This window comes from Hamadaea flava, assembly GCF_024172085.1.
GTDB lineage: Bacteria > Actinomycetota > Actinomycetes > Mycobacteriales > Micromonosporaceae > Hamadaea > Hamadaea flava.
Genome location: NZ_JAMZDZ010000001.1, coordinates 7,410,090 through 7,429,021, shown reverse-complemented (window position 1 = coordinate 7,429,021; position 18,932 = coordinate 7,410,090). Strand labels below are relative to the sequence as shown.

Sequence of the window (18,932 nt, the reverse complement as noted above, 5' to 3'; positions counted from 1 at the left end):
CCGCCACGAGTCAGCCTGAGGCCGCCGATCCGCCACGGATGAAGAGCATGCCTGTGTCGTCGCCGCCGATGGTCGTCCAGCCGTCGGCGGTACGCAGGCTCCGGCCCAGCGGCGTACTCGGGGTGACGAGGACGCAGGTGATGCCGTCGGCGTCCAACCGGCGCAGGCCGTCCGGGCCGAACTCGGTGTCGTTGGCCGCGGCCAGCAGCGTACGGCCGTAGAGGTCGCTGCGGGAGTCCTGGCTGACCGGCACGTCCGGGCGCAGCAGGATCACCGGCCCGCCGAGTTGGTAGCCGTTGAACAGGCGGCAGCCGGTCGGCATCGCCTGAATAGCTGCGACGGGGTAATCGGGAGTGCCCAGGGTCGGCAGTTTGCCGGCCGCGAGGACGACTTCGGCCGCGAGCAGGCCGGACACCGCCAGCCACACCAGCGGTGACCGCGATCGCAGATAAGCGTCCCGCCGCGGTGACGCGTCGGCGATGCGAGCCAGGATCGGCAGCCCGGCGACGACGGCGATCGGCAGCATCCGCAGGGCGTACAGACCGGCCGGGATGAGCAGCACCAGGACGAGCAGGTACGCGTACGCACGCAACCGCCAGGCCGCGTACGCCGCGCCGACGGCCAGGAGCAGCAGCAGGTCGGAGGTGACCACGGTCGGATCGAACGGCGCCCATTCCACGACGTACGCCGACGAAGCCCGGACGGCGCCCGCGATCTGCACGACGTGCCACCCGTACGGGCTGGCCAGGGAACATATTGCGGTGGTCAGGAGCCCGGCGGCCAACGCCCGAACCGTGGCCGCGGACCGTTCCTGGATCACGTGGCCGATGCCGGCCGCGGCCACGACGGCCACTCCGAGCGGAGCGGCCAGATGCAGGTTCACCCAGGCCGCTTGGGTGAGTCCGAGCCCGGCGACGGCCCACCAGCGGGCTTTGGTCGTACTCCCCCGCATCAGCACGTCGACCAGCAGAATCAGCAGCGGCACGACCGCGTAGTCGACGATCTGCGGGCGGACGGACAGGAACGCCGTCAGCGGGATGACGCCGTAGAGCAGAACGAGCAGCGTGATCTTCGGCTGGGCGCCCAGCCGCCGCGCCGCCAATCCGACGGTGAGCGCGATGAGCGGGATGACCAAGGCTCCGGTGAACGCGACGATCGGCAGTCCGCCGCCGCGATACGCCAGCGCCAGCAGGACGTCGAACGCCCACGAGTTCGGCTGCCACGGCGTACCGGCCAGGGTCCACGAATAGGTGTCGGACTGCGGAATGCGCCCGGTCGTCAGGGTGTCCAGGCCGACGCGGATCTGCCAGAACGTGTCCGACTCGGCGAGCAGACCGGCCCGGAAGATCGCCAACGGCAGGAACGCCATCGGCAGTAGAGCCCAATGCCAGCGGGGTCCGGTCGCCACCCCTGCACGGTGCCAATCCGCCCTCGCCCGCGCACCGGCCCGCCGGACAGTTCGCTCCGCCCGAACGGTCCGCTGCGCGAGAACCGGATCGCCCGGCAGGCTGAAGCGCATGTCCGAGGCGCGGGTGCAGGACGCCGGCAAGCTTGAGCGGACCAGGGTCTGGCAGCGGTGGCTGCCGCCAGTGGCAGTCGCCGTCTGCTGCCAGCTATGGATGTGGCTGCTCGCGGCGGCGGCGGGAGCCGATCCGTTCCGGCTCACGTCCGGGCTCAAGTGGGACGCCCTGCGGTATGTCGACATCGCCCGCCGTGGCTATGAACTTCATCCCTGCGGCGACGGTCCGATCGACTTCCCAGCCCCTCCGCCGGACGCCTGGTGCGGCAATGCTGGTTGGTTCCCGCTCTACCCGATGCTGATCAAGCTCGTCCACGTCACCGGTCTGGGGTACGCCGCCTCGGGCGTACTGCTCTCCCAAGTCGCGCTCGTGGCCGCGTTGACGGTCGTCTGGCGGCTGCTCGGGGCACGACTCACCGAGCCGGCCGCGCAAAGTCTGCTGATGGCGGTGCTCCTGCCGGGGAGCGTCTACTACCAACTGGTGTTCCCGATCTCGCTGGCGCTGCTCTGTGTAGCGGGCGCCGTCCTCGCCGTCCGCAACGGATCGTGGGCGTGGGCTGCCCTCAGCGTCGGCGTCGGAGTGGCCGCGTATCCGAGCGCTGCGGTGATGTGCCTGGCGGTCCCGTTGGCGATCGTGCTCGGCGGTCGCCCGGATCCATGGTGGATCCGGGCGGTGAAGGGGCTCGGCGTGGCGGCGGCCGGCGGGCTCGGCCTGATCGTGGTCGGCTGGATCTTCTTCGCGCAGACCGGCCGCTGGGACGCGTACCAGCTGATCCAGCGGAACTATGGCAACGGAGTGCACAACCCGTTCACCACGACGGCGCAGATCGTGGCAGGCGGCGAGGCCGGCGCCCTGGCCTGGAGCCTGCTGGCGATGCTGATCTTCGTCGGCCCGGCTCTGGTGGTCGCGGTACGCCGAGGGACGGCGCGCGGTTTCGACGCCGAGCTCATCCTGCTGATCGGGCTCATGGTCAGTCTGGTCCTGGTGCCGCTCGTGGCCGGTCCCCGGGTGTCCGCGTACCGGTCGTATGCGTTGGCGGCTCCGGCGGTGGTGCTGCTCACGACGATTCCGGAGCGGTTGCGCCTGCTGATGCTGGTGGGCCTGGCCGGCGTCGGCAGCCTGCTGACCTTCGTGTTCTTCCAGGGCCGGCTCATCTGAGCCGGGGTCAGCCTGCGTCGGCGAAGACCTGCTTGGCGACGGCCATCGCCGACATCGCTCTCGGCCAGCCGGCGTAGAAGGCGAGGTGGGTGATCGCCTCGACGAGTTCGGCCTCGGTCAGGCCGTTCTGCTTGGCGAAGGTGAGGTGGAAGGTCAACTGCTCGGTGTTGCCACCGGCCACGAGCGCGGCGACGGTGATCAGGCTTCGGTCGCGGGGCGCGAGGTCAGGGCGCCCCCAGACGTCGTCGAAGAGTTGATCGGTGAAGTGCGCGAGCGCGGGCGCGAAGTCGCCCAGCAGCTTCTGCGCCGCTGACGGTTGCTTGTCGTCCGTCATGATCAGTCCTTCCCGAGGAATGCCGGTCTCGATGAATGCCTCCCGGCGATCATCTCCCAGGAAGGCCGCAGTCGCAGGTCGCCGCGCAGCGGCGGCCGCGGCCGTTGTCGATCGATGGCGGCGGCTACATTGTGCGCGTGCTCGATCCGACGCCGGACGCCTCCATCGCCATCGATCTTGACCAGGCTCGTCGCCCGGCGGGTCCGGGGCGGTGGGCGCGGTTCCGGTCGCGCCGGCTGCCGATGGAGCTGGTCGTCGTCCTCGTTCTCGGGGGCGTGCTCGCCGGCATGGCCGGGATGGGGTTGTGGGCCGCCCGGCAGTGGGTGCGTACGCAGTCGGCCCAGGTCTCGGTGTTCGCCACGGTGGCGGGCATCAACTCGGGGTATGGCGAGTCGGGCCGGATGGTGATCGAGGGCACCGTCGCCGTCATGAACGGTGGTCCGCTGCCGGTTCACGTCACCGGCGTCGGCGAGGACGCCGCCCTGGTCCTGCAGGGCAACCAGCGGATCATTCCGCACGCGACGGCATGGTTCCCAGCGCGTGCCACCGTCTCGTGCGTGGACTCGACGGCACCCGTGAGCATGACGGCCGAACTTGTCGTCATCCCCTCGGACGGCCGTCGCCACCTGACTGCCGTGGTGCTGCCGCTCACCGGCAGCGTCTGGTCCGACCCGCTCGCCCGCGCCTGTGGCGCGAACCTACTCGGCTGACGCAGCGACGGCGTGGGTGTCACGCCTCGGCTGTCTCCATCGGCGTACAGAAGCGGCCTTTCGGGCGAACCTCCTCCCTTGAGCAGCGATCGATTGATCTAAATACTGACCGGAGCGGGTCTACAGATCCGATCGCCTCGTGGGGAGGAAACATGAGAGTTCAGCTCGATCAGGCCGCCCGGCGGCTGGCCGCGATCGTCGGCGCGCTCACGCTCGGCATGGTCGCTGTGCCGTCGGCTGCCTCGGCAGCGCCGCATTACAGCCCGGCCCAGCTCGCTACGGCGTACGCCGCGGTCGACGCCTCCGGCGTCGACGGAATCTCCTGGTATGTCGATGAGACATCCGGCCGAGTCGTCGTCACCGCCGACAAGTCCGTCGACGCCGCCGAACTGGCCACCCTCAAGCGCGCGGCCGGCGTCACCGCCGGAGCGCTGAGGATCGAGCGCACCTCGGGCGTCTTCAGCCCGCTGCTGTCGGCCGGTGACGCGATCTACGGCGGCAGCTACCGCTGCTCGCTCGGGTTCAACGTCGTCAGCGGCAGCACCTACTACTTCCTGACCGCCGGGCACTGCGCGTCCCTGGCGAGCACCTGGTACACCAACTCGGCGCACACCACGCTGATCGGCGGCAACGCCGGGTACAGCTTCCCCGGTGACGACTACGCCCTGGTCCGTTACGACAACACCTCGCTGTCGCATTCAGGCGGCTACACCCTGGCGGACGCGGTGGTCGGCGAGACGGTCACCCGCGACGGCTCCACCACCGGCGTGCACTCGGGCAAGGTCACGGCCCTCAACGTCTCGGTCCGGTACTCCGGCCACCCCGGTGGCAAGGTCGGCGGCCTGATCCAGACCACCGTCTGCGCCGAGGGCGGCGACTCGGGCGGCCCGCTGTACGACGGCAACAAGGCGCTCGGCCTGACCTCCGGGGGCAGCGGCGACTGCACGTCCGGTGGCACCACCTTCTTCCAGCCGGTACGCGAGGCGGTCAACAAGTACGGCGTGACCATCCTCTGACCGAGCCCCGATCGCACAGAGGTGCCCGACCCGGCAGGCTCACCTGGGCCGGGCACCGCGACACCGAGCGGCCGATGGCCGTTCAGCCGATGTCGTGTCACGGATGGTGACAGGGGTGACTCGACTCGACCAGCGCTTATAGCCCTGGGTAGCCTCGCTGCCGATGCCCTCGCACAGTCTGCGCCCGTCCGGCGAGCCCGGCCTGGAGCACCCCGACCGCAACACCCGGCCCGTCTTCGTCGACCGGTCGGGTCGCCGCCGTCGGCTGATCACCGTCCTGGGCGCTGCTCTCGGCGTATCCCTGTTGCTGGGTTTGATCGGGCTGGGCGCGAGTCTGATCGGCGGCGGACCGGCGCAACTGCCGGGTTGGCCGGGGCATGGCGGCGGCGCGGAGCCCAAGCCGTCGGCGGTGGCCGAGCCGAGTGTGTCGCCGAGCCGGAGCACGGCCGCGACCACCCGGACCACCGATCCGTCCGTGAGCGCGTCGCCGAGCGCGACCGCGCGGACGTCCGCGACCTCGGTCCCGCCGGGGCAGACCAACACGCACCGGCCCTCGGCGAAGCCGAGCCGCTCACGCAAGCCATGAGCGGCAACCGTCGCGCGCCCGCCCGCGAGCCCCGGGCGCACTGGATCCTGCTGCTGTTGTCGCTCCTGCTGCTGCTGGCAGCGCTGGCGTTCAACGGGTACGCCCACGGCATCGCGGGCGGGGCCGAGCTGCCGCGGCCGATCGACGGCGCGGCGGCCGCCCCTGAGCAGGTGCTGACCGGCGGGCCGGTGATCCGGGCGAACGGCGGCCAGGTGGAGTCGCGGCGGATGCCGGCCAAGACGATCGCGTTGACCTTCGACGACGGTCCGGACCCGGAGTGGACGCCGAAGGTCCTTGACGTGCTGGCGAAGTATCAGGCGCATGGGACGTTCTTCCCGATCGGCTCACACGTGAACGAATACCCCGACCTGGTACGCCGCATGACGGCGGAAGGGCACGAGGTCGGCTCGCACACCTTCACCCACGTGGAGATCGCGCGCGTCGCGGGCTGGCGGCGCGACCTGGAGCTGGGGATGACGCGCAACGCCATCGCGGGCGCGACCGGGCGCGAGGTGACGCTGTTCCGGCCGCCGTTCTCGTCCACTGCCGACGCGTTGCACGCCTATGAGGTCGCCGCGCTGCCGTCCGACGCGTTGACCGTCCTCAACGATCTGGACACCGAGGACTGGCAGCGGCCGGGGGTGGACGCGATCGTGCGGGCCGCCCAGCCGAAAGGCACGGCCGGGGCGATCGTGCTGATGCACGACAGCGGCGGCGACCGCAGCCAGACCGTGCAAGCACTGGCCAAGCTCATCCCGGCGTTGCAGGCCAAGGGCTACAAGTTCGTCACCGTCTCCGAGGCGCTCGGGCTGCCGGCTGCCGCACCCGCCCCGCGAGCGGTACAGGTCCGCGGTGACGTGCTGCGTACGGTACAAGTCGCGGCCGGCTTCGCCACCGACGCCATGGGCGTGCTCATGGCGGTGGCGCTGGTGCTGGCGGTCGTCCGGCTGCTCGTGCAGATCCTCGCCTCGCGCCGGCACGTCAAGGTCGCCCGCCGGCGCTGGCGGGAACGGCCGTTCGAGGTGCTCGATCCGGTGTCGATCATCGTCCCGGCGTACAACGAGGCCGCGAACATCGCCGCGACCGTCCGCTCGCTCGTCGCCAGCGACTACCCGTACCTCGAGGTCATCGTGGTCGACGACGGGTCCACCGACCACACCGCCGACATCGTCGAAGGGCTGCGGCTGCGGGGCGTACGCGTGCTGCGTCAGGCGAACGCGGGCAAGCCCGCCGCGCTCACCACCGGCATCCGGGCGGCCCGCGCCGACCTGCTGATCCTCGTCGACGGCGACACCGTCTTCCAGCGCGACACCGTCTACAACCTCGTGCAGGACTTCGTCGACGCCCAGGTCGGCGCGATCGCGGGCAACACCAAGGTCGCCAACCGCAAGGGCCTGCTCGGCCGGTGGCAGCACCTGGAGTACGTGATCGGTTTCAACCTCGACCGCCGCCTGTTCGACCTGGCCGGATGCATGCCGACCATCCCCGGCGCGATCGGCGCGTTCCGCCGCGAGGTCCTGCAGGACGTCGCCACGAGTGCCGGGATCGTCTCCCCCGACACGCTCGCCGAGGACACCGACCTGACCATGGCCGTGCTGCGGGCCGGCTGGAAGGTCGTCTACGCGGAGCACGCGATCGCCTGGACCGAAGCCCCGTCGTCGCTGCGCCAGCTGTGGCGGCAGCGATACCGCTGGTGCTACGGCACGATGCAGGCGATGTGGAAGCATCGCCATGCCGTCGTCGAGGGCGGCGGTGGCGGGCGGCTCGGCCGCCGCGGGCTGCCCTACCTGCTCGTCTTCCAGGTCGCGCTGCCGCTCGCGGCGCCCGCTGTCGATGTCTTCGCGGTCTACGGGTTCATCTTCCTGCCGTGGGTCCAGATGCTGGCGGCCTGGTGCGGCCTGCTGGCCATCCAGATCTTCACCGCCTGGTACGCCTTACGCCTGGATCGGGAACGGTACGGGCCGCTGTGGAGCATCGCGTTCCAGCAGATCGTGTACCGGCAGCTGATGTACCTCGTGGTGGTGCAGTCCACCGTGACGGCGCTGCTCGGCAACCGGCTGCGCTGGCAGCGCATGCAGCGTACGGGTGAGGCGGCGGCACTGCTCAAGTCGGCGTCCCGCTGAGCCCTCAGCAGCGTCAGCCGAGAAGGCCGGACTCGATCACGATCACGGCTCCGATCGCCATGAACACCACCGGCACGAGCCAGTGGCCCCAGCGCTCCACCACCGCGATGATCCGTCGGTGCGAGCCGAGCCGCCGCGCGACCAGGCACCAGAGCGCGATCCCGGCCGCGAACACCGCCACCGTCACGAGGCTGGCCCCGAGGCCGATCGTGCGGAACAACGGCGTATAGACGGAGATGTTGTCGGCGCCGTTGGCGACGGTCACGCCGACGATCGCGGTCAGGCTGCCTGCGATCACAGGGCCGTCCTCACCACCGCCGCGGATCGCCTTGACCAGGCCGCGTACGCCCATCGCGAACGGCACGAGCCCGGCCAGACCGATCCAGCGGTCGGGGACGACGGTGAGCCCGAGCGCGGCCACGGCCGAGATCGCGACCAGCGCCCCGACGCCGAGATACTGGCCGGTCCAGATCTGCCACGGCCGGGGACGGCCGGCGGCGCGGGCGGACAGGAACAGCACCGTCAGCACGATGAGGTCGTCGACGTTGGTGCCGGCGAACGTGCCGGCGGCCACCGCGACGGTGCCGACGAGATCCATGGCGCGAGAGCCTACGGGGAGCCGGAGACCCCGATCCAACTCAGGTGGCGGTCGGCCAGCTCACGGGAGGGCAGGTCGGGCCGGACGGTCAGCGCGTCCAGCAGGTACCCGCGCATGACCTTGTCGATCGCGGCGGGCGTCCCCCCGAGGTCGCGGACGAGGTCGGTACGGGTGACCTCGCACGGCCAGGCCGCGCCGCAGGCCGCGCAGTCCCACCCCTCGTCGGGCAGGTGGTACGCCTCGGTCGCCTCCGGGTCGCCCGCGTCGTCTGCCATGTTCACCATGTCCACCATCGACGCCCATCCTTCCCCGAATGTGCCGGGCCGCAAGGATTACGCGCGTGGGCAAGCCGGTCGGGTTCCCCCGGTCGGCCGTGGCCACCGGGGAAGTTCCACGGTTTCCCGCTGCGGGACCCGCTTCACAGCCGGGATGTGCGGACGAAGGTCGAGGCGAGGGCCGCGACGAGCAGAGCGCCCACCACGATCTCGTACCGGTCGAGGCCCTCTCCGCCGAGGAACACGATGACGACCATCGCGAAGAAGAAGACGCCGATGAACACAGCCAGTCGCTTCATGAGCACGCTCCATGATCATCGTCGAGGGTCTCGTCATCATACGGCCGCCAGGCGAGCGGTTATGCTCCGAAGATGGGTGACGAGCGAGGGTATTCCTCGTCCAGCCTTCCGCTCTATTACGAGTGGCACGGGGAGTCCTCCGGTTCGGAGCCGCCGCTGCTGCTCATCCACGGCGGCGGGTCGACGATCGAGTCCAACTGGGGCCGCCTCATCCCGGCACTGGCGCCGTCCCGGCGTCTGCTGGCCGTCGAGTTGCAGGGGCACGGGCGCACCGGGTCGGGGGTGGGACCGGCGTCGTTCGAGGGATCGGCGGACGGCCTCGCGGAGCTGCTGACCGAACTCGGCGCCGGGCCGGTCGACGTGCTCGGGTTCAGCAACGGCGGCCAGGTGGCCGTCCAGTTGGCGGCCCGGCATCCGAAGCTGGTGCGGCGGCTGGTCGTGGCGTCGGCGCCGTTCCGGCGGGACGGGATGATCGACGGTTTCTGGGAGGGCCTGGCCAACGCCACGTACGCCGACCTGCCCGAGCCCTACCGCGCGGCGGACCTCGCCGTCAGCGGCGATCCCGGGCACGCCGAGCGCATGTTCCACCTGGATCGGGAGCTGATGCTGACCGGGTTCGCCGACGTCCCGATCAGCCTGGTCGCCTCGATCACCGCGCCGACGCTGGTCGTGGCGGCCGATCGGGACGTGGTCCGGCCGGCGCACGCCGCATTGCTCGCCTCGCTCATCCCCCACGCGCGGCTGCTCATCGTGCCCGGCAATCACGGCGACTATCTCGGCGAGCTGGCGTCGGCCGATGATCCCGGCCCACTCGAGCGAACTCTGCCGTTCCTCATCGGATTCCTCACAGCGGACAGTGCCCAGCTCAGCGGCCACGAACGCGAGCTTTAGTCGCATCTCCGACATTGATGTGCGGCCCAATCGACCATGACAATGTCCGGATGCCGGAGTCCCAATTCGCCATCGTCGATCGCGCCTTGAAGGGCCAGGCGACGGCCGAGGACCTCAGCCTGGTGCAGGCCAACTTCGAGCGGTGGGTCCAGCTGGACTTCGCCGGCGACGAGGCGCTGGCCCTGGCGTACAGCGTGAACGCCTTGGCGGACGCGTGCGCCACCGACTGGGCGGCGTTGTCGGAGCGGCATCGGTCGGCCCACATCTGGCTGTTCACGCTGCTGTGCCCGGACAAGTCCCGGGTGGACCAGGCGGCGCTCGCCTATCTGTCGTGGATCGACCATGACCTAGCGAGGTCCGCCGAGATCGTCCTGGAGTTGCGCGGCGACTGAGCCCCTAGCCGATGCATCTAGACTCCGCCAGGTGATCGTACGGAGAGCCGGTGTGGCGGATGTGGCGGTGCTCGCTGACCTGCGCGGCATCGACGGGGATGGGATCCTGTCGTTCGCCGGCTGGGTGGCCGCCCATGCGGAGACGCATCTGCCGTTCGTCGCCGAGATCGACGGGGCCGTGGTCGGCGCCGCCTGGCTGCTCATCGCCGAACGGGTGCCCGGCAACGGCTCGCCGGAGCGGTGGTACGGCGACATCCAGTCGGTCATGGTTCGCGAGGAGCACCGCAACCGCGGCATCGGCGCCGCGCTGATGTCCGCGATCCTGGCCGAGGCCCGAACGCGGGGGCTGCTGCACGTGACCGTCCACTCCGGCCGCCGCGCGGTCGACTTCTACCTGCGTAACGGCTTCAGCCATCATCGGCAGCTCCTGCTCTGGGAGCCGGCCGACGCGTGACTCAGCCTGGGCGGCCGGTGCGAACGCAGCAGCCGCCCCGGTACGCCGTCTCAGCGGGCTTCGCGCTGGCCGGCCCGCTCCCGTGAGCGGACCCGGGCGGCGAACGCCTCGATCGCGTCGACGACGGCTTCGAACCGCAGCGAGTGGTACAGGTCGAACGCGTGATGCGCGCCTTTCATCTCGGCGTACACGACGGGTGCGGTCGACACCCGGCGCAGGTGGTCGGCGAGTTCGCGGGCGTGGCTCAGCGGCACCAGGGTGTCCTTGCCGCCGTGAGCCAGGAAGAACGGCGGCGCGTCGGCGGTGATGTGGTACGCCGGCGCGGACTCCGGCGAATTGTCGAAATAGGTGCGGTACCAGCCGTTGAGCAGGACGGCGGCGCTGACGGACGTGTCGGCGTCCGCGAAGCCGGGCTGGTAGGCGGGATCGTTCTGGGTGAGCGCGGCCAGTGCCGCCATGTGCCCGCCGGCCGAGCTGCCGGCGACGAACACCGTCGACGGATCCGCCCCGTACTCGTGGGCGTGCTCCCGGGCCCAGGCGATGACCTTCTTGAAGTCGATCAGGTGATCCGGATGCTGGTACTGGGGACGAAGCCGGTAGTTCGCGCTGATGCACACCCACCCGTGGCCGGCGAGCCGGTAGAGCAGCGGCAACGACTGGCTGTTCTTGTGACCGCTGTCGTAGTGGCCGCCGTGCATGTGGATCAGGATCGGCGCGCCGGTCGGCGTCGAGCGGTGGTGGTAGACGTCGAGCAGGTTGCGGCGGCCCGCGTCGCCGTAGGAGAGGTCGGCCACCCGGCGCACGTCGGGCCGGCGGCGGAAGAAGGGCAGGAACAGGATGCGGGCCCACGGGAGGCGGTGGTGCAGCCCAGCGGCGAGGTCGGCGTCGATCGTCGTACGCCAGTCGGCGCCCAGCCCGTCGACCACCGCGCGCTCGATCGCACTACGGTCGCGCCAACCCTGGTACGCGACGACGACCAGCCCGAGCGCGGCAGCGGCGGCCAACGCGACCGTCGCCCAGGCGATCGGCGAGTCGATGTCGCCCTCGGCGAACGCCAGCGTGGTCGAGATGCCCAGCCAGTAGATGCCGGCGAAGAACGGCAGCTCGTTCACGGCCAGGCCGAGGAAGTAACTCACCGTGGAGATCGGCTGCGGGCGGCGTACCGGCGCGAGCGCGAAGAGCGTGCCCACCGCGACGCAGAACACGGTGAACATGTAGCCGACGGGCATGGAACCTCCCAAGATCTACGCATACCCCGCTACTCTCCCCCGCGACCCGGTAGTTGATCAACTCGAACCTGCGCCTGCCGACGCCCGGGCCGTTCTTGATCATGGTCATTTTCACGTCGTTATGGCGGCGTTATGGCGACATGGAATTGACCATGATCATAAAATCCGCCACCATCCGGTGCACGATCAATTCCGGCGTTCGTCCGATGAGGACGATGAAGACGACGAGGGCGGCGGCTACGACAATCTGTTCACTCAGCGCCTCCCGCGCATCGGCTGAGCGGCTCGATTCTCCGTCCCCGCAAGGCTTCGGGTAGGCTCCCGCGCGGCAGGCCGTAGCGCAGAGGTCGTCGCGCCACTTCGCGAAATTGGAGGACGCCGGTTCGAATCCGGCCGGTCTGCCGCCTCAAGCCGGAAAGGTGGGCTCGCCGTGATCGCGTCGCTGCGTGACGATCTGCCGCAGTGGCGTCGCATCCGGTCGCTCACGGTGTCCCCGGACCTCATCGCGGCGGCGACCGCCGCCCGGGAGGCCGGTGACTGGCGGGCCGCCGCCGAGGCCGCCCGGGTAGACGTCGACATCGACGTGGACGCGGTACGCCAGAAGTTCGGCGTGGAGGCGTCGGCCGCTTTCGAGGCCGATCTGCATCACCTAGCGCCGGACCTGTTGTGGTGGCACCTGCCCCGGCATCGGGCCGGGATGACGACCGTGCTGGCCCGGCAGACACTGATCCTGCCGCCGGAGCAGAACGCGACGCTGGGTCCGCATCTGCGCCTCCAGACGCCGCTCGCGCCGTTCGGCCCGCAGCGGCTGCGGTTGTCCGTCGGGTCGTTCGAAGATCTGGAGTACGAACGCTGGGTCGTGATGCCCCGGCACACCTGGGATGTGCGCCGCAGCGGTGAGCTGGCCGAGGCCTGGGGCGTCGGCGACCCGGCCACCGCTGAGATCTATCGGCTGCTCGCGGCCGGCGAATACGTCGAGGCGTGGCGGCGGTGCGGTATAGCGCTGGAGTCGGACGAGGGCCTGCAGCCGCGTACGGCGCTGCCGACCTGCCCGGTCGGGGTGGCCCGCGAGGTACGCGAGGTCGCCCGCGCGTTCGGCGTGGAGAAGGTCGGCGCACTGCACTCCTCGCCGCTGATGTTCACCGTCTCCGGCGACACCGTCTCGGGCACGGCGGCCGAGTTCTACGACCTCTACGAGGTGCCGAGCGTCGTCGTGCAGCCGGTCCCGGCCGACCTGGCGCTGCTGGAAGCGGGCCTGCTGACGCCGGACGAACTGCATCCGCTGGTACGCCAGGCCCTGCCGGGCCTCACCGCCCAGGCGAACGTCATGACGGCCACGCTCGACGGGCCGGAGCCGGTCCGGGTGCGCTGCCGAGGTGTGTGGCACTCGTTGTCTGTCGAGAGTGGAGCGCTGCGGTTGCACGACCACTCCGACGAGGAGGTGCAGCGCGAGTCGGTGCTGCGGTCACTCGGCGGGGCGTCGGCGGGGTGCTTCGCGGTACGCCAGACCTGGCTGCACGGTGAGGGCAGGCTGCCGAAGGCGCTGGCCCGGCAGGCTCGTGAGGTACGCGAACGGGCGCTGGTCGGCGACACCGACTGGCTCGTCGACGGGCTGCGTACGGGGGCGATCGATCCGCTGATGCGTGACCCGGCCGGTTGGTCGCTGATGCACATGGCGATGATGGTCGACCACGAGCGGCTGCTGCCGCTGCTCGACGCGGCCGGGCTGCCGGTCGACGTGCAGGACCGGACCGGGCGTACGCCGCTCTACCTGGCGATCATGGGTGGCGCGCGGCGGGAGCTGGTCCAGGCGCTGCTCGATCGGGGGGCGGACCCGGCGATCGAGACCGTCCACGGCGCGGATTCCTACACGGCGACGTGGCGAGGCAGCGGCTGGGTCCGCGACATGCTCCCCAAGCAAGGCCGCGGCTGATCTACCTCCGCGCGGCCCGGGTCGTCGTCACCGAGACGTACGAAGGGCGATCGACTGACTGCTCACCCACCGTCGCATCCGCGCGGTCGCCGACGTCCGCACCAGCCGGTGGACGAGCGTGCGAAAAGGCGTGAACTCGATCCTGCTCTGAGGGAGAGACATGGGTGTCACATCACTCAGTCAGGAGAGGACGACGGTGCATTGGTCAGCTTGCCGATGACGGCCGCCCATCCCGACGCCGCGATCATCGCGGCGTCCCATCAGGACGCCGAGGTGTTCGGCGTCATCTACGACCGCTACGCGGCGATGCTCTACCGATACGCCTACCGGCGGCTTGGTCCGGAGCACGCCGAGGATGTGGTCGCCGAGACCTTCCTGGCCGCGTTCCGGCATCGCGGCCGCTATGACCTCAGCCGCGATGACGCCCGGCCCTGGCTGTTCGGCATCGTGACGAAGGAGATCGCGCGCCGCCGTCGCGCCGAAGAGGCGCGCTATCGGGCCACTGCCAAAACATCCATGGTGGAGGCCGTGGACGGGCTGGCCGACGACGTCAGCGCCGCCGTCACGGCCCAGGCCTCGCGGGGCCGGCTCGCCGAGGGCCTGCGCCGGCTCTCCCCGGGCGATCGTGACGTTCTGTTGCTCGTCGCCTGGAGCGGCTTGAGCTATGAGGAGGTCGCGGCGACGCTCCGCATCAAGATCGGAACGGTGCGTTCGCGTCTGCACCGCGCCCGGCGACGGCTGCGCGACAGCCTCGGCCAAGACACCTACGACATCCTCCCGGAGGAGCGGCGATGAACGAGTTGACGATCCTGGACGACCTCGGAGCGACGCTGGACCCGGCTGGTCCGCCGCCGCCCGGCCTGCGCCGCCGCGTGCTCACCCAGACCCGGCGGCCGTCACGACGTCGCTGGCTGCGGCTCGCGATCGTCGGCGGCCTCGCCGCCACGGTCACGGCCGTCGCCCTGGCGATCCAGGTGGTTCCGCTGGGCGATCGGCCCCCGGCCGCCCGCGCGCAGGCCGCCGACATCCTGCTCGCGGCGGCGGGGCAAGCCACGCTCCAGCCGGACCAGGTGGTACGCCCGGAGCAGTTCATCTTGATCGAGTCCGTCGCGACGGTCCGGTCGACTCGAGAGTCCACGGGAGAGTCCACCGTGCATGGGGTGCACCGGTGGGCCTGGCGCTCCGCCGACGGGACCCACGACGGGCTGATCCGCGAGCAGAACCAGGACGGCGGCGCCACGGATCTCCTCGTCCCCGGCTGCAAGGACGGCCGAGCCACCCAGTCCAAGCGCGGGGTCACCACGACATCGCCGTGTACGCCGGATCCGGCGTACACCGACGGACTGCCCACCACCGTGGACGGCATGCTGGCGTACCTGTATCGGGACGCCGGCAGCACCAAGAACCCGCGCGACCAGGAGGCGTTCCAGGCAGCGGCGAACTTGATCGGCGAGGCGTACCGGCGACCGGCGGTACTGGCCGCGGTCTATGGCGCGCTCGCGAAGATCCCCGGCGTCGCCATCGTCGGCGACGTCACGGACGAGGCGGGCCGCAGCGGCGTCGCGATCTCGCAGCGCGAGGTCCAGGGCACCCGGACCGACCTCATCTTCGATCCGGCGAACCACTCCTATCTCGGCATCCGCACCGTCGCCGGGGACCAGGTGCAGTATTCCGCCGCCGTCTTGTCCGTCTCGATCGTCGACCGTGTCGGCGCGAAGTAAGGGGGCCTCCGCTGTGCGCAGACGCACGCTGCTGATCACTCCGGCGGTCGCCGCCGCCGCGACGATGATCACCCCCATGGCCGGGTTCACCCCCGCCGCGTACGCCGCCCCGGCCGTGACGCCGGGAGTCCGGGTACGCGAGCGGACGGTCCGGCCGATCACCGGGCAGACCCACGTCGACGGCCGTCCCGTCACAGCCGACACCGGCACCCGGGCGTCGGCCGCTCCGAGTGCGAAGACCTGGACGTTGACCGTGGCGGTGCTCGATCGGTCGGGTGCCGTGGCGGCGCCCACCGATCGGCCGACCGTCATCATCCAGAACCTCGACCTCGGCGACGTCTTCTACTGGGGCGCGCCCGGGCCGGTCGATCTACCGGAGGGCCGGTACTCGATCACGGCCGACGTCGCGACCGCCCGGACCGGCGCCGATCCCGCGTACAGTGTCCTCACGCACCCGGAACTGCGGCTGGACCGGCATCGGACGGTGACGCTGGACGCCCGCGCGGCCCAGCGGGTGTCGGTCGAGCCCGACGATCTCGCCGCCCGGGGCGGCAGCCATGACGTGATGGTGTTCACGCAGGTGGCCGACTCCCCGTTTCCGCTGGTGGTCCGCTACGTCTTCGATCCACGCTTCGACGAGGTGTACGCGGCCACCATCCCCGGCACGCAGTCGGCGGCGTACGCCTTCGGCCAGGCGCGCCGGGCGACCGAGCCGACGGTGGACCTCGTGGCCGGCGGAACGGACCCCTTCGGCGTACGCGCCGAGTGGCTCGACCCCGGTTTCGAGGCCGAGGAGGATCGGGCCGGGGTGATCGCCGTCCACGCCGAGCAGATCGGGAAGGGAGATCTGACGGGGCGGCTCGTCGTCATCGAGGTGCCCGGCGACCTGCCGTACGCGGACCTGCTGACGATGCTGACCGAGCTGAGCGGTCGGGGCGCACGGCTGGCCCTGGTGGTGCCCCGAGGTGCCGGTTCGGCCTTCTACGACGGTGATCTGTCGGCGTTGCCGCTGCCGGTGCTCGTCGGGTGGGGTACGACCGGGGACCGGTTCGCCGCCTTGACCCGATCCGGCGCCCAGCGCGTGTCGTACGCGAGCTCGCCACGCCCGCGGCTGCGCTACGAGCTGGCGTACGGGGTGACCGGACGGCTGGTCACGCCGCAGATCTACCGGCCTGGAACAGCCACCCTCGCCGCGCTGCCTGTGTCCTATCACGACGGTGAGGCGGGCTCGGCTCGATTCGCGCACGCGGGGCAGGTGTTCTTCGGCTCCACGGTGCGGGCGATGTGGAGTACGCCGACCGCCGCGCCCCAGCAGCGGATCGAGTACTTCACCCCAGGCCGGTGGGAGCTGACCGTCACCCCGTACGGGCGGCCCGGCGGCGTCGTGACCGGCACCTACGACCTGCGGGCGGGACTCAACCCGGCGATCGCCTGGGACAAGCCGGTGTTCAGCCCGTCGTTGAGCGGCACGACGAGGACCCGGGCCGGCGAGCGACCCTGGGCGTACCGGGACGCCGACGCGATCGACGTGATCCTGCCCTTGTTCGGGGACGCGTCCGGCCGCCCTGTGACGCCGAGCGCGGGCCTCGACAGCGGTTCGATCAGCCTGCACCGGGAGGGTGTCCTCGTCGATTCGGTCCCGGTGCCTGACGCCGCGAGGTTCGCCGTCCCGGCCGAGCCGGCCTCGTACCGGCTGACCGCCTCGGTCACCCGGGATCAGCCTTGGTGGCACTTGGCGACGCGAATCGACGCCGAGTGGCTGTTCCGCTCGTCGGCCGCCGACGCCGGTATGCCGCTGCCATTGCTCGCCGTCCGGTTCGATCCGGCGCTCAGCTTGCGCAATCGCGCGCCGGCCGGCCCGTTCGCGTTCCCGGCGACGGTGACGACGGCAGGGTCGGGGACGGCGAGCCTGACCGTGGAGGCGTCCTTCGACGACGGCGCGACCTGGCGGCCCGCCGGCGTGACGGGCAGCGGTAACCGATTCACCGTGCGCCTGGTGCAGCCCGCCTCCGGGTACGTCTCACTCCGGGCGTCCGTGACGCTGGACGCGACGACCCGGCAGCGACTGACGGTGCTGCGGGCGTACGCCCTCGGCCGGTAGCCCGTCAGAGGAAGGGTCCAGCGCTGGTTGCCGCCGTTGCAGTCCCGGCGCTGGGCCCGCGTCCCGTTGGCGGCACTGGAGTCGTGATGCTGATCTACACTCCTGCGCGGGCGGAGTCGTAGCGCAGAAGTCGTCGCGCTTTCCCGACAAGGAAGAGGACGCCGGTGCGAACCCGGCCGGCTCCGCCCTCTCTTCAGCGTAGCGATCGAAAGGTTCGCCCATGGCACATCGGGATCGGCCGGCGTCGCCGCTGGCGCGCGTACGCCGGGCGCCGTGGTCGATGATCGACGAATGTGCCGCGCGTCGCCGGTCCGGTGACTGGCGGGCCGCGTACGCCGCCGCCGGGGTGACGGTGGACGTCGACCTCGACGACGTCATGCGCACGTACCCGCCGGAGGAGGCGGCGGCGATCGCCGACCAGCTGCACGCTGCGGCGCCCGATTTACTGCGGCAGTATCTTTCGCCGTACCGGGCCTGGACGCCGGGGCACGGCCCGGTCGTGCTGTCGGATCAGCTGACGACCCTCTCGTGGACGCAGGCGGACCGGGCCGGCACGTCGGACCTGCCGACACTGGTGTTGTTCCCGGAACCGCCGGGTCCGGCGCTGCGCCTGGCAGTGATCCGGCCGAGCTGGCTGCGGTGGTATCGCGAACTTCCGGTGTGGTGCTGGCGAGCCGATGCCGTCGAGCAGCGGCGTGCCGCGCACGTCAGCCGGTTCAGCGAGGCGCAGCTGGAATCCGACGGACTCGCCGACGGCGGGCTGTCTCCCGACGACCTGCATCCGCTGCTCCACGACGCGCTCTATCCGGACCGTGTTCAGCGGCGTTCGGCGTACGCGTGGTCGTGGGAGCCGGTGCCGGTCCGGTGTGGATCGAGCTGGCACGAGCTGCGGCTGGCGGACGGCCAGCTCGTCTCCAGTGGACATTCGGCCGCCGAGATCGACCGGGAACTCGCTCTGGGCGGGCTCTCGGGGCCGATGGTGCGCTGCGCGAGCGTCGTCCACGCGTGGCGTACCGGGACGGGGTGGCTGCCGAAACGGTTGCGGTGGCTTCGAGCGGACCTCTTCGACGTCGCCGCTCGGGGGCACGGGGACGAAATCGTAGCGGCCTTGGCGGCGGGCTTCGATCGGACGGCGGTCGACGGCGAGGGCGCCGGGTTCCTGCACTATGCGGCGTGGCTCGGCGGGGATCTGCTGCCGGAGCTGCTCAGCGCCGGGTTGTCGCCGGATCGGCGGGACAAACGCGGCCGGACGCCACTGCATTGGGCGTACGCCGCAGCCCGTCCGGACGTGGTCGAGGCGTTGCTCGATGCGGGGGCGGACTCGTCGATCGCCGACGACGAGGGCTTGCTTCCGAAGGCTCGGACGCCCAAACTCCACGACCGGTACGCCAAGCTGCTGCGCCGGGACGCCGAGCCGCCGAAGCAGTCCATGTTCCATCGGCTTTTGCGGCGCTCGCATTCGTAGCGTCGGACCGGTGATCTACACTCTCGCGCGAGGCGGGGCTGTAGCGCAGAAGTCGTCGCGCACGCCTTCAGAGCGTGAAGACGCCGGTGCAAATCCGGCCGGCTCCGCCTCCCCGACCAGGGCTCGC

Annotated in this window: 20 protein-coding genes and 2 tRNA genes; 16 read left to right on the top strand and 6 right to left on the bottom strand. The window is 70.9% G+C overall.

From position 1 onward, the window contains the following. Positions 1–10: 10 nt before the first annotated feature. Complete coding sequence (locus HDA40_RS34760) at positions 11–1,408, bottom strand: hypothetical protein (RefSeq protein ID WP_253762048.1); 1,398 nt, start codon at positions 1,406–1,408, stop codon at positions 11–13. Between the two features lie 109 nt (positions 1,409–1,517). Here HDA40_RS34760 and HDA40_RS34755 point away from each other — a divergent pair, with 109 nt between their 5' ends. Then, positions 1,518–2,678 (top strand): hypothetical protein, encoded by a 1,161-nt coding sequence (locus tag HDA40_RS34755; RefSeq protein WP_253762046.1) that lies wholly within the window; start codon positions 1,518–1,520, stop codon positions 2,676–2,678. Between the two features lie 7 nt (positions 2,679–2,685). On the opposite strand, the gene HDA40_RS34750 is transcribed toward HDA40_RS34755, so the two are convergent. Further along, positions 2,686–3,012, bottom strand: coding sequence for a carboxymuconolactone decarboxylase family protein (locus HDA40_RS34750; protein WP_253762044.1), 327 nt, complete (start codon positions 3,010–3,012; stop codon positions 2,686–2,688). Between the two features lie 137 nt (positions 3,013–3,149). Here HDA40_RS34750 and HDA40_RS34745 point away from each other — a divergent pair, with 137 nt between their 5' ends. The 4 genes from HDA40_RS34745 to HDA40_RS34730 all read left to right on the top strand — a co-directional run bounded on the left by HDA40_RS34745 (position 3,150) and on the right by HDA40_RS34730 (position 7,447). Next, complete coding sequence (locus HDA40_RS34745) at positions 3,150–3,722, top strand: hypothetical protein (protein ID WP_253762042.1); 573 nt, start codon at positions 3,150–3,152, stop codon at positions 3,720–3,722. Between the two features lie 152 nt (positions 3,723–3,874). Continuing rightward, complete coding sequence (locus HDA40_RS34740) at positions 3,875–4,738, top strand: S1 family peptidase (RefSeq protein ID WP_253762040.1); 864 nt, start codon at positions 3,875–3,877, stop codon at positions 4,736–4,738. A 163-nt stretch (positions 4,739–4,901) separates the two neighbouring features. Beyond that, positions 4,902–5,324, top strand: coding sequence for a hypothetical protein (locus HDA40_RS34735; protein ID WP_253762038.1), 423 nt, complete (start codon positions 4,902–4,904; stop codon positions 5,322–5,324). Then, positions 5,321–7,447 (top strand): bifunctional polysaccharide deacetylase/glycosyltransferase family 2 protein, encoded by a 2,127-nt coding sequence (locus HDA40_RS34730; protein ID WP_253762037.1) that lies wholly within the window; start codon positions 5,321–5,323, stop codon positions 7,445–7,447. Before HDA40_RS34735 ends, HDA40_RS34730 begins: the two co-directional genes overlap by 4 nt. A gap of 13 nt (positions 7,448–7,460) precedes the next feature. Here the strand turns inward: HDA40_RS34730 and HDA40_RS34725 are convergent, their stop codons facing one another. From HDA40_RS34725 to HDA40_RS34715, 3 genes are all read right to left on the bottom strand, one after another. Next, the gene (locus HDA40_RS34725) at positions 7,461–8,045 is read right to left on the bottom strand and encodes a cadmium resistance transporter (protein ID WP_253762035.1); all 585 of its coding nucleotides are present in this window, start codon (positions 8,043–8,045) and stop codon (positions 7,461–7,463) included. 11 nt (positions 8,046–8,056) lie between these two features. Continuing rightward, a complete protein-coding gene (locus HDA40_RS34720; protein WP_253762034.1) occupies positions 8,057–8,338 on the bottom strand; it encodes a hypothetical protein in 282 nt (93 codons plus the stop codon). A 125-nt stretch (positions 8,339–8,463) separates the two neighbouring features. Continuing rightward, a complete protein-coding gene (locus HDA40_RS34715) occupies positions 8,464–8,619 on the bottom strand; it encodes a hypothetical protein (protein WP_253762033.1) in 156 nt (51 codons plus the stop codon). A 72-nt stretch (positions 8,620–8,691) separates the two neighbouring features. Here HDA40_RS34715 and HDA40_RS34710 point away from each other — a divergent pair, with 72 nt between their 5' ends. From HDA40_RS34710 to HDA40_RS34700, 3 genes are read left to right on the top strand one after another with little or no spacing between them, the layout of a single operon-like run. Further along, positions 8,692–9,510, top strand: coding sequence for an alpha/beta fold hydrolase (locus tag HDA40_RS34710; protein ID WP_253762032.1), 819 nt, complete (start codon positions 8,692–8,694; stop codon positions 9,508–9,510). A 50-nt stretch (positions 9,511–9,560) separates the two neighbouring features. After that, positions 9,561–9,902 carry a hypothetical protein gene (locus HDA40_RS34705; protein WP_253762031.1) on the top strand — a complete coding sequence of 114 codons (342 nt, stop codon included), beginning with the start codon at positions 9,561–9,563 and terminating at the stop codon, positions 9,900–9,902. Positions 9,903–9,933: 31 nt separating this feature from the next. Beyond that, positions 9,934–10,356 carry a GNAT family N-acetyltransferase gene (locus HDA40_RS34700; protein WP_253762023.1) on the top strand — a complete coding sequence of 141 codons (423 nt, stop codon included), beginning with the start codon at positions 9,934–9,936 and terminating at the stop codon, positions 10,354–10,356. A 50-nt stretch (positions 10,357–10,406) separates the two neighbouring features. Here the strand turns inward: HDA40_RS34700 and HDA40_RS34695 are convergent, their stop codons facing one another. Continuing rightward, a complete protein-coding gene (locus HDA40_RS34695; protein ID WP_253762021.1) occupies positions 10,407–11,585 on the bottom strand; it encodes an alpha/beta hydrolase in 1,179 nt (392 codons plus the stop codon). Between HDA40_RS34695 and HDA40_RS34690 the strand changes: the two genes are divergently transcribed. The 8 genes from HDA40_RS34690 (at position 11,584) to HDA40_RS34655 (ending at position 18,805) form a co-directional block, all read left to right on the top strand. After that, complete coding sequence (locus HDA40_RS34690; protein ID WP_253762019.1) at positions 11,584–11,865, top strand: hypothetical protein; 282 nt, start codon at positions 11,584–11,586, stop codon at positions 11,863–11,865. The two genes, HDA40_RS34695 and HDA40_RS34690, sit on opposite strands and share 2 nt — an antisense overlap. Before the next feature lie 48 nt (positions 11,866–11,913). Then, a tRNA-Arg gene (locus tag HDA40_RS34685) sits at positions 11,914–11,988 on the top strand. A gap of 27 nt (positions 11,989–12,015) precedes the next feature. Next, positions 12,016–13,518: an ankyrin repeat domain-containing protein gene (locus tag HDA40_RS42330; RefSeq protein ID WP_253762018.1), complete on the top strand. Its 1,503-nt coding sequence runs from the start codon at positions 12,016–12,018 to the stop codon at positions 13,516–13,518. 216 nt (positions 13,519–13,734) lie between these two features. Beyond that, positions 13,735–14,313, top strand: a complete 579-nt coding sequence (locus HDA40_RS34675; protein WP_253763914.1) for an RNA polymerase sigma factor — start codon at positions 13,735–13,737, stop codon at positions 14,311–14,313. After that, positions 14,310–15,239, top strand: coding sequence for a CU044_5270 family protein (locus HDA40_RS34670; RefSeq protein WP_253762016.1), 930 nt, complete (start codon positions 14,310–14,312; stop codon positions 15,237–15,239). Before HDA40_RS34675 ends, HDA40_RS34670 begins: the two co-directional genes overlap by 4 nt. A 13-nt stretch (positions 15,240–15,252) precedes the next feature. Further along, complete coding sequence (locus tag HDA40_RS34665; RefSeq protein ID WP_253762015.1) at positions 15,253–17,340, top strand: hypothetical protein; 2,088 nt, start codon at positions 15,253–15,255, stop codon at positions 17,338–17,340. A 112-nt stretch (positions 17,341–17,452) separates the two neighbouring features. After that, positions 17,453–17,525 (top strand) — tRNA-Val (locus HDA40_RS34660). A 35-nt stretch (positions 17,526–17,560) separates the two neighbouring features. After that, positions 17,561–18,805, top strand: coding sequence for an ankyrin repeat domain-containing protein (locus HDA40_RS34655; protein ID WP_253762013.1), 1,245 nt, complete (start codon positions 17,561–17,563; stop codon positions 18,803–18,805). Positions 18,806–18,932 lie beyond the last annotated feature (127 nt).